Annotated in this window: 2 protein-coding genes; both read left to right on the top strand. The window is 53.9% G+C overall.

Annotation, left to right across the window (positions count from 1 at the left end; all coding sequences use genetic code 11):
- The first annotated feature begins 413 nt into the window (after positions 1–413).
- Positions 414–1,700 carry a glycosyltransferase family 4 protein gene (locus RMSM_RS21065; RefSeq protein WP_008700912.1) on the top strand — a complete coding sequence of 429 codons (1,287 nt, stop codon included), beginning with the start codon at positions 414–416 and terminating at the stop codon, positions 1,698–1,700.
- Positions 1,701–2,114: 414 nt separating this feature from the next.
- Positions 2,115–2,307: hypothetical protein (locus tag RMSM_RS42860; protein WP_236622237.1), on the top strand; the 193-nt coding region annotated here is incomplete at its 3' end.

Raw genomic sequence — 2,307 nt, 5'->3', positions numbered from 1 at the left:
AGGTAGGAAGATAAGGGACAGCACCGTAGCGAAAGTCGCCAAGACTTTTTGAAAAGTGGGATGGGCTTCCAGCCTGTCATTGCGACGGAGGGGTGATGTAGGGAAGTCGACGGCAAAAAAATGGATGGCAAAAAGATAAGAAAAAAGTAGCGAAAGTCGCGTAGACTTTTGTGGGATAGGCTTCTAGCCTGTCATCGCGATGATAATGTCCGAGGATTCTCGGCAAGATCCACGGCGTAATGATCGCGGAGCGATCAACGACAATGTAAAAAGTCGCCAAGACTTTTGGTGGTGTTGCACATAAACGGAAAACCGACGAGCGGAGTCGTCGGGCGACAGTCGTTTTTGCAACGTTCAAGTTCTAGGTCACCAGCCCTCCCAACTCCCAACTCCCCTCTCCCCCACTGCCACTCTTGATTCCTCACTCCACTCATTCGAAGCCGGCCGTTCTATTTGTCGACCAAACTGCACAACTCGGTGGCGCCGAGCTGTGTCTATTGGATATTGTGCGGCGTCGCCAGAACCGTGCCGATCGAGTGCTGTTGTTCCAAGACGGTCCGTTTGTGCAGCGATTGCGTGATTGTGATGTCGACGTCTCGGTGTTTACGCTCGGAGCCGGCGGCTCGTCCATCCGCAAATCGAGCGGCTTGTTTCGCAAACTGGCGTCTTCGTTGGATGTGATGCGATTGGCTCGCAACGTCGCCTCCGCGGCGGAATCAGTCGATGTGATCTACGCGAACACCGCAAAGGCGTTGGTGGTTTCGACGATCGCGGGATGGATCTCGCGTAAACCGGTGATCTACCATCTGCATGATATCTTGGCCCCGGAACACTTCAGTCGTTCGAATCTGAGTCTGCTGGTCTTTCTGGCCACACGGTTTTCGACACATGTGATCGCGAATTCGAATGCCAGTAAGGCGTCACTGGTGCAACGAGGTGGTGACGATCGAAAGATCACAGTGGTCTACAACGGCATCGACGCTAGCCCATTTCAATCAGCGATCCAAAATGAAGCGAATGTGCGGTCTTCGATTCGGCAATCGATCGGATTGACCAGCGTGGTGGCATGTCCGGCGGCCGAGCCGGCGGATGCGAATCCTTCTGATAATCAAGACCGCAGTGTGTTGCCGGTCGCTATTGGTGGCATTCGAGATACACCAGTGGTGGCATTGTTTGGTCGCTTTTCCCCCTGGAAGGGTCAGCATGTGGCGATCCAGGCGCTTCGGCAATTGCCGGGGGTGCATTTGATGTTGGTGGGGGATGCGTTGTTCGACGAACACGATTACGTGGCACAGCTTCATCAGATGGCCGATGAACCCGAGTTGCAGGGACGAGTTCATTTCATGGGGTTTCGCAGCGATGTTGCGGAATTGATGCAGACGACCGATATCGTGATCCATTGTTCTACTGCGGCGGAACCCTTTGGCCGTGTGATAGTCGAAGCGATGATGTCCAGACGTCCAATCATTGCGACTCGTGGTGGCGGGGCGTCAGAAATCGTTCGCAACGGCGAAAATGGATGGCTGGTGACTCCCGGTTCCGAGTCGGAATTGGTTGCAGCGATTAGGACGATCCTGAACGGAAACGTTGATGTAAGCGAGATTGTTGCGCGGGCCAGTTGCGAAGCAAGCGAACGCTTCGAATTGGAGGGACGTGTTGCGGAGATTAACGCTGTGATCGAAAAGGTGGTCAACGTATGATCGATCGTCGCCTTTCGCTCCCGCGAAAGATCTGTCGCCTAAAAGTGGGATAGGCTTCTAGCCTGTCACCGTCAGCCGATAGGCGTACGCTAACGGATGCGAATACGCCTTCGGCTGATTGTTAAACGATTAGATCGTAACGGTGAGCCGTGGGCCGTAAGGCACCCACTTAGTGCGTTGTACCCGGCCGCTGGCGCGTCGCGGCTCAATAAAACAACAAGCCGCCCGCGGCTTCGGTCGTTTGCCCGATCCATTACGCCGAAAAACATGGGGAAAACGTCCGCTCGTTCCTGGGTGGTGCCAGCCACCTCTGTCTATGTCGGAAAATTTTTTTCTCTGACTCCGACTTTGTAGGCCTTGATGTCCGCTGAATCGATTTGACGTCATCTGAGTTCTGAGGTCATGCTTTGCAACATGGGATCCGGATTTATCATCCCTTCGTTGGGTGACACGGGGGGGCTAATTCACGTTCCAAGTTATGGCCAGAAAACCGTTGAAATTCTCAACGCTTCGAACTGTCGTCCCGCTGATAGTCGGATGTCGAATTCGGCAGCAAGCAGTGCGGTGAATATCGGACAAATTACCGCTCGTATGTACGAGGGATGCT

The organism is Rhodopirellula maiorica SM1 (genome assembly GCF_000346295.1).
GTDB lineage: Bacteria > Planctomycetota > Planctomycetia > Pirellulales > Pirellulaceae > Novipirellula > Novipirellula maiorica.
Note: the sequence above shows the minus strand (reverse complement) of the source record. Positions and strands in the feature narration are given on the sequence as shown.